Here is a 7,380-nt window from a genome sequence, read left to right on the forward strand (position 1 = left end):
GTTTTAGTCTTGAATTAAACCACGCTTAAACGCCGATTAACGCCCTTCCGCATCCAGTTATGCGGGCCCGGCGCGGCGTCGAAAAGCACACAAATATGCACCCCACCTGCCCTTGAGCCGCACCGCAAGCACCCCAATTTTCTGATTTGTGGAAAGCTTTGGCTGACGCAACGCCGACCGCGATTATTAGGAAAAAATAATCGTGCTTTGAGTAAAACATTGGCATTGACTTGTCGTGGCGCTTGCTTTTCGACGCCCCACTCACCGCAGTCCCGCGCTCAGGGTGATGGGAATTTCCTCAATTCCTAGAACCGTGCTCTCGTATCTCCCCTCACTGGTTTCGTGCGGTTCGGTGAGGATTTTGTAGCCATCTCTACGGAGTTTCTCCACGATGTCATGCATCTGTTCGCGGTTTTCCACGTGAAGGCAAAAATCCCGAATCGGGGTGTTTTGTGCACAGTCACGATTAGGATCGCTGAGAATTTCCAACCTGGGGCTATGGTAATAGACCAAGTTTTTAGCGCCGTCATCAAACATCAGGTAATGGGAGCGAAGGTGTGTCCTTGGGTTCTCATATAGCCCCACCGAATCTACGGGGAAATACTTGCAGAAGAACTCGTACACTGCATCGAGATCAGTGACATAAATCCCCACATGATGGGAAAACTGTGCTTGATCCGGGTGAAAAAGCCGCTCAACCTGGTGCTGAATTTCCTCGAACCACTTGGCAGCTTTTTCAGCGATTGGAGCAGCGACATCAGGAACGCTCAGCCACTCGTTGTCCCCCACACTCAACGTGACATTCACGGTGTCATCCGTTTCGAAACACATCCGCAGTGCAGGTGCCACAACAGATGCGATCGTGCCCACATTCCGCGGATAGAAAACCGGACGCTTCCTGGCTTCTTGTTCGCCTTGGCTGAATGTCTTCTCCCAGACTGCAAGTACGCTCATGACCCGACGCCGAACCAGCTCGCGGTGGTGTACTTCACCCTGGGCGACAAGGCACAGCAAATACCGCAGAATCCCCACCTCAGCGGCGACCGCTAAATACTTCTCATGCCACCGCTGAGCGGTTTCCAGTTGATGGGCGAGGGAAAAGTCACTCAGCTCTTGAAACCATTCGGCGGCTAGGTGCGCGTTCCCGCTTCGAAAAACCGACTCCAACAAGGCGGCCTTCAGCCACGGGACGCACTCGGTGTCACCCCACGATTGACGAACCCAAGTCAGCACATTCCCATAATCGCCCACCCTGGTGAGCTCATCGATGCAATAAACAGCTTCCACGTCACGCAAAGGAAGCCACATGTTTTCGTCGGGGGCGCACCAGATTATGCGCTGCTCATGCGCGGTTTCCATGTCGTGGTATCGGTAGGCAATGAAAGTTCGTGCCAGCGCTAATAAAGCAGAGGAATGCTCGTGCTCGTTGTGCAAAACTATAGCTTCGTAGTGGTCAAGTGCTTCATAAAACCCTTGCGTTGTGGTGGAAGGGTTCTCATAGAGTGCCCACATATACCAAGGAAAAATTGTCATCATGGACCATTCTTGGAAATCTCTGGGGAATTCATCCGTGTAGCGGGTAAGAATATCCACCCATATCTGAAATGGTTCTATTACTTCAAAAAGTAGCTGCTTTAACCCTTGTACTTCGACGATTTCCTGCAAGCACACAGTTTGGTACTCAAGATTCATGCGCGCTTTTGACCAGCAGTAAATGCGCCACAGTTCTGTGCAATTCCCCTCGCCGCTATGTTCTGCAATAGCGTGATCTAAAGCATCAGGTGTGGGCTTTTTCACCAGGGGGTTGCGCTGAAGTTCAGACTCTAAATCATCAATATTTTCAGGGGAAATGTGATGTGTGACTGATTGGAAAAGGTATTCCCGCGATTGCTCCCAGTCTTTTCGTGCGGAAGCAATCCGTGCCAGATCAAACCACATTCTTCCAGCAATTTTCGCCTGGTTTTCCGGATCAGCTTTGTGCTCAAGCTCCCCCGCGCGACGAATCCACTCTTCGCACTGCTGATAAACCTCACGGGTAAAAGGCAGGTCAGAATTTTCAAGTACCCAATTTTCCGTGAAAAGATTTCCCACGAGCCACAACGTGCGACTTTCCTGACCTACCCCAGCGTTATCCACACACCAGCGTGCCACATCCATAATGAGCTGCGGATGATCCGCGCACGCATCGCAAGCTTCGGAGAACCAATACTCGCGATCATCCCCTTGGGTGTCGCGTACGAGGGACACCACGAGTGTCCGCCACAGAAACAACCCCACTTCATCACCATAGGTTTTTCTCTTTTCCCACACGTCCTCCCTCATGTCAACGCTGGCGTCTGGGCGCGAAATCACATAAAACGCAGCCACAAAAAGCCTAGCCGCTTCATGTGTCATGTCGTTTTCACTTAATTCAGGAATCGACCCAAAATTCGCCACGCCCGCATAAATCGCACGCAATTGTTTTAAGTGTTTCGCGCAAACATCCCCATGTTCATATAAGTAATGCGCCGCACATTGGAGGTATTTCTGCAAATCCTCTGGCAAGAGGGGAATAAGGCGGGCAATTTCGGCATAGTGGTGGAAGAAATCGTCGTGTTCTCTATCGCCGAGGCTATACAGCGCCCACGTGGCGGCGTCGATAAGCTTGCCCGTGCTGGTGTACGCTTCGATGAGCGCAACGTTGACATCGTTGGATCGCTCATCGGGATCGCCAGCATGGTCAAGAGCCTGCTCGAACCGACCCAACGCGTTGAGCATGAGTATTTCAAAAATAACGACCCTCGCAGCTACCTCATAGGAAGATGCGGAAAGTTCCGCCTCCCAGGTAGTGAAAGTTTCCGCTGCCTGGTGCGACTCACCCCGCAGGTGGTGCACCCAAAACTTGGTGGTTAAAAAATTCCGACGATTACAGAATTCGCCCTTACTATTTCCAGCCCACATTTTCATGCGTGCAAGCGCACAATCGACCTCATCGTGCGGGATTTCGGGTAGTTGTAGTAGCGCATGGATGTAGATCCCATAATCGGGTAGTGGTACGTCCCACCCTAGTTCGGCGACAGTTTCGGGAAAGTTTTCGACCAGCGTGCGAAGATAAGAAAACGCTTCCACCACTCGCGCCGCGTCGCGGAGGTCAACGCAGGCCTGTTCCAGGGCACCATCAGCTACGATCAGCGCATTACGGTGATCGCCACGCGAGGCAAGAACGTGGGCGAACTTCATCGACGCATCAAAAAGCCCAACGTTCCTGCCGCATTGGCCGAAGCTTCTTTCTAAAAACCTAAACTCCTCATTCTCCTGTTGAAAATCCACGCTAAGTGTGCCGCGACGTCTAGCGCGAAGTGATATTGCTCCCATGGCGACTCCTTAGATGTGTTCTTCAGTGAAAACTACGGGGGTAAAAACAGAGTTGCTTTCTAGCGCACGAACTGCCGTTTTCTCAGCTATAGTTGCTCACCCATTCCTGCACGTCAGCGGGCAGTTGTCCTGAGATTGCCCGCAATCTTTCCACGTGTTTAGGCAGCTGTAGTTGCGCGTGGTACGCCTTCTCGCAGTATTCCGTGGTTTCCAGAAAGCGGCGTGCCGCTTCGTGCGCCTGGTCCCACTTTTCTAGTGTGCAATACAGTTCGGTGGCTTCAACAAGGTGAGCGAGCGCTTGACCGTAGCGTGCTAAGTACCGCGCCCCGGTACCAAAATCGAGGCAGAAGTTGGCGCGATGTGTGCGCTGGTCATCGCCGGTTTCCAGCTGATATTTTCGCCGCAGCAGGTCGCGGTACAACGAAAAATCTTCATCCCCCAACATTCCGCGTTCTGGCAGCATTGCCTGCGCGCAAGTCCCCGCAACCTCGCGTACCGTGTCGGCATCGTTTTTCTCCGCAGCGGCAACCCATTCTGTGATCACACGCCGCCGAAGCGCCCATTGTTGGCTGTAGTCAAGCTCAATGAGCGCATCACCGTAGGCTTCCGTATCGCCTTGCCTAGCACGGAAAATCGCTGCGTAGACGCTGTGTGGCCAGTTGTCACTGGGGTACGGCAGACTCACGTCAGGCACATCATCTATGGGTGCGATTGCTTCGATTTCTGCTGCCCCATCGAGCTGCATCGCAATGTTCTCACAACATGCAATCACCTGCCCCACCGTAGGTTCACGCAGGTCAGGCGTGTTCACCCACGGCAAGTCGCTGCCAATCAACCAGGCGGGAACACGCGCTTTTTTATCGGGATGCAATTGAAGTGCACGTGCGGCGGCGATCGTGCAGTCACGCAACGTTTCCGGGGTTTCCGCATCAGGCCAGGCGGGCATGCCCGTCAGCGCAAACCTGATCGCATCGCCTGCATAATGCTTATCGACGCCGCTTAAGGCCACCAAAAATTCGCACTCGCACGCCCAATCGGCGCAGCGCACAGCAGAACCGTCCCACTCGGGTTCAGTTGCAAAGTCTTTCAGTGCTCGTTCCTTTTCCCGTTTTCCAGCCACTCTTTAAGCTGGGCACGCCCACTTTTCGGCGGGTTTTCGATCTCTTTCTCACAGGCACCTAGAATCTTCTGCTGCCTTTCATCCAGGATACCCGGGGTGGTGTCGGCGAGTAGGTGGAGGCGTCGACAAGCGTGAGCTGCATCGAGTGGGCGTGCCGCTATGAGGTAGGATTCGGCGAGGTTAATCAACGCCTCAGCCTCGATGTGAGTTTTCTGCTCTCGGTGGGCGCGGTCGGCGATTTTTTGCCACCCAAAAACCGCAGAGATCCCTTTCGGGTGGTCGTAGGCGAAGCGAAGCAGCGTTTCAACATCGCAGTAGTCCGCGGTCACATTCTCCTTGTTCACGGATGTCACTATAGCTAGCGCGTAATCAATTAGTCTTCAAAACTATGGGACTTCATGCAACTCTTTGCATGACTGTTACTTTAGCTATGCGACTCGAAATAATCCCTGAGTGATTGGGCATCTCGACGTTTTCAAACGGGAAAGGTCGTTAACAATTTCGCTACCTCGATTGCCGGAAAAACTTTATTAAAAATGACCCCGAAAGCCGCGTTTTATCGTACACTTGTTCCATGGATTCACATTCAATGAACAAGCTGGAACAATTCCTTGAAAGTACCGGCTTAGAGTTTTCAGCTATCCGTTCAGAGGAAGCACCCGACCCCAAACAAACCCTCGGATTTTTCCTCGCCCCACAAGAAGGTTTGACTAAAGTCTATTCAGAGCTTCTTCGGAAGTTTCCCGAAACATCGTGGTGGCCACTGCAAACCGAGGGGCTCAACGGCGATCTTCATCGGCCGTGGTTGGAGAATGAGCTTTTTGAACCCACCGGGGACATCGGCTCAGCTCGCGATTTTTTCACCCGCGCCATCGACGCTCTCCGCAGCTCTAATGACGAGGACGATGACACTAAAGAAGTTTTCGCCAAGCTGAACATCCCTTCGGTCACTCCCGAACTGAAAGACGACATTCTCAACAACCTCGATACGAAGGATTCGGTTCCACCATCGAAACCTCAATGGGAGCTCAACGACGGACACGCTGTCGTTGTTCTGCCTGTCGAACGTCCTGCTGATGCACCCGCACTTCTTGGGTGGGATGGTGCTGTGAATTACGGTTTTTCTGGCGGCGACATCAGTGCCGTGCTGCGCAGTTGGGAAGACCGGTTTGGCGCAGTTCTTGGAATTTTGAATTTCGCTGATCTCACCGTTGTGCGACCACAGCACACATTGTCGCTACATAAATCCAGGCTCATCGCATTAGAGCATTACCTCTTCTGCCCCGACAATATTGAACAAAGTGGCGAAGACTTCTTTGCCTACTTCCCCACAGTGCAGGACACCACATGGTCGTTCTGGTGGGATTAACACCCACAACACACAACCCAACCACCAAAGACGCATACAGAAAGGTGTTCTTCGCATGTCTTTAGGATTATTTTTCCGGCTCACAGATGAACAGGTCGCCCCACTGATTAATTTCACCGGTGACGGTGAGGATCTCCTGGAATTGATTGGCGAAATGGAGGAGGAATACTGGGATTTCGCCTGCGAAATTGATAAAGCATGGGACCCCATCAATTGTTCCCTCAATCCCAAGGATAAAGACGAACCCTTGGGGCCGAAGGGCGTTATCGGCGGGGCACGTGGTCTTCTCGACGACAATGACCTCGGTTGGGTAACTCACCTCAATCCCAGCGAGGTGTCGGTTGTCTCGGAATACCTGGAGGGCTTAAGCGACGAGGAGTTCGTTAAGCTTTATGAGGCAATGCCTGAAGATCTCCGGGAGCTTGAGTACGGTCCCGACGAATTGGAGTACAGTCTCGGTTGGCTTTCTGGGTTGCGCGATTTCTATACAGAAGCGGCTTCCGCTGGTCAGCACGTGATCTTTAGTGTGTCGTTCTAACCTCTGATAACCGGCTGCGGGCTAGGTTGTGCTTCGGCGCCTCTTATTACGGCGTTTGTGTCGGCGACACCGGTGTTGCTGAGCAGCACACCATGCCCTCGAGGCTGCAAGTCGGGCCGTGTATTCAACATCATCATCTGCGGCGAAGTGGGTTCCGAGTTCCACGACTGTCTGGACGGCAGCACTGTTGCCGTCCGAGGTTTCCAAGGTGAGGAGTTTTTCCACTATTTTTTGGGGAGTCAAGTGCCACGGGCTGTAAGACGGTTTTTCCGCGGGAAGGGTTTTCAACATCTGGTAGAGCTGTCGCTTCGCCTTTTTTTCTGCCCAGCGGCAAGGTAATAGTCCGCGATTTCGAGGCAAAGCCAGATGCGAGTTTCCTGAGGTTCCACTTCACGACTTGGATCTGGGTTATTAAGCCACAAGTCGCAGTATGTGGTGAGAACGTTGACCACCCGGTCGTTGAATTTTCGGCGGGTTATCTCGGTTATTCTGCTGATTAACGGCCACAGCTGATCAACAGCGCGATGTTTATCGTGGATATAGGCGGTTTGTGCCCACCGAGTCGCGAGAATGAGGGCGTATTCGGCCGCGTCGAGGGCAGCTGCTTCTTTGTTATCGTCGAGCCTGCACGTGGCAAGTTCGACGGTGACAAGCAGCTTCTGCCAGTCTGTGTGCGCAGCGCAGACTAGTTTTTCCAGTTCGATGCGTGGGTTTGTGTTGTCAATCAGACTGACTACTTTCAGGTAGGACATTTTTAAGACGACCGAGACATTAGCGCCAACGTGTTCCATAGCTGTAGCGATGAACTCCTGCGCTTTCATAAGCTCGCTGGCGGCTAGGCCACTAGGGGCGAAGGAATCCTGAATAATGACGTGGTCAATGAGACTTACTAACACATGCTCAGCAACGTGCCACATTCTTTGAGCCGCCGCGAGTTCGTAGCATGTTGCGAACGAGTAATTCGTAGCGGTGTGGTAATGATCGTGTAGCGCCAGAGTG

6 protein-coding genes are annotated in these 7,380 nt (G+C 52.7%); 2 read left to right on the top strand and 4 right to left on the bottom strand.

Annotated features, from left to right (window positions below; translation table 11 throughout):
* Positions 1-261 precede the first annotated feature (261 nt).
* The 3 genes from Q4D85_RS06285 to Q4D85_RS06295 form a co-directional block, all read right to left on the bottom strand.
* Positions 262-3,354 (bottom strand): VOC family protein, encoded by a 3,093-nt coding sequence (locus Q4D85_RS06285; RefSeq protein WP_303199029.1) that lies wholly within the window; start codon positions 3,352-3,354, stop codon positions 262-264.
* An 82-nt stretch (positions 3,355-3,436) separates the two neighbouring features.
* The gene (locus tag Q4D85_RS06290) at positions 3,437-4,474 is read right to left on the bottom strand and encodes a hypothetical protein (protein ID WP_303199030.1); all 1,038 of its coding nucleotides are present in this window, start codon (positions 4,472-4,474) and stop codon (positions 3,437-3,439) included.
* Entirely contained in the window at positions 4,441-4,818 is a 378-nt protein-coding gene (locus Q4D85_RS06295; RefSeq protein ID WP_303199031.1) for a hypothetical protein, read from the bottom strand. The genes Q4D85_RS06290 and Q4D85_RS06295 overlap by 34 nt, the downstream gene beginning before the upstream one ends.
* 230 nt (positions 4,819-5,048) lie before the next feature.
* On the opposite strand from Q4D85_RS06295, the gene Q4D85_RS06300 reads away from it, so the two are divergent.
* Both Q4D85_RS06300 and Q4D85_RS06305 read left to right on the top strand, forming a co-directional pair.
* Complete coding sequence (locus Q4D85_RS06300; RefSeq protein WP_303199032.1) at positions 5,049-5,843, top strand: DUF4253 domain-containing protein; 795 nt, start codon at positions 5,049-5,051, stop codon at positions 5,841-5,843.
* A gap of 55 nt (positions 5,844-5,898) precedes the next feature.
* On the top strand, positions 5,899-6,381 hold the full coding sequence (locus Q4D85_RS06305; RefSeq protein WP_303199033.1) for a DUF1877 family protein: 483 nt from the start codon (positions 5,899-5,901) through the stop codon (positions 6,379-6,381).
* 284 nt (positions 6,382-6,665) lie between these two features.
* Here the strand turns inward: Q4D85_RS06305 and Q4D85_RS06310 are convergent.
* A partial coding sequence (locus tag Q4D85_RS06310) for a hypothetical protein (protein WP_303199035.1) occupies positions 6,666-7,380 on the bottom strand: 715 nt, incomplete at its 5' end.

The sequence above is a fragment of the Corynebacterium sp. genome (genome assembly GCF_030532965.1).
GTDB lineage: Bacteria > Actinomycetota > Actinomycetes > Mycobacteriales > Mycobacteriaceae > Corynebacterium.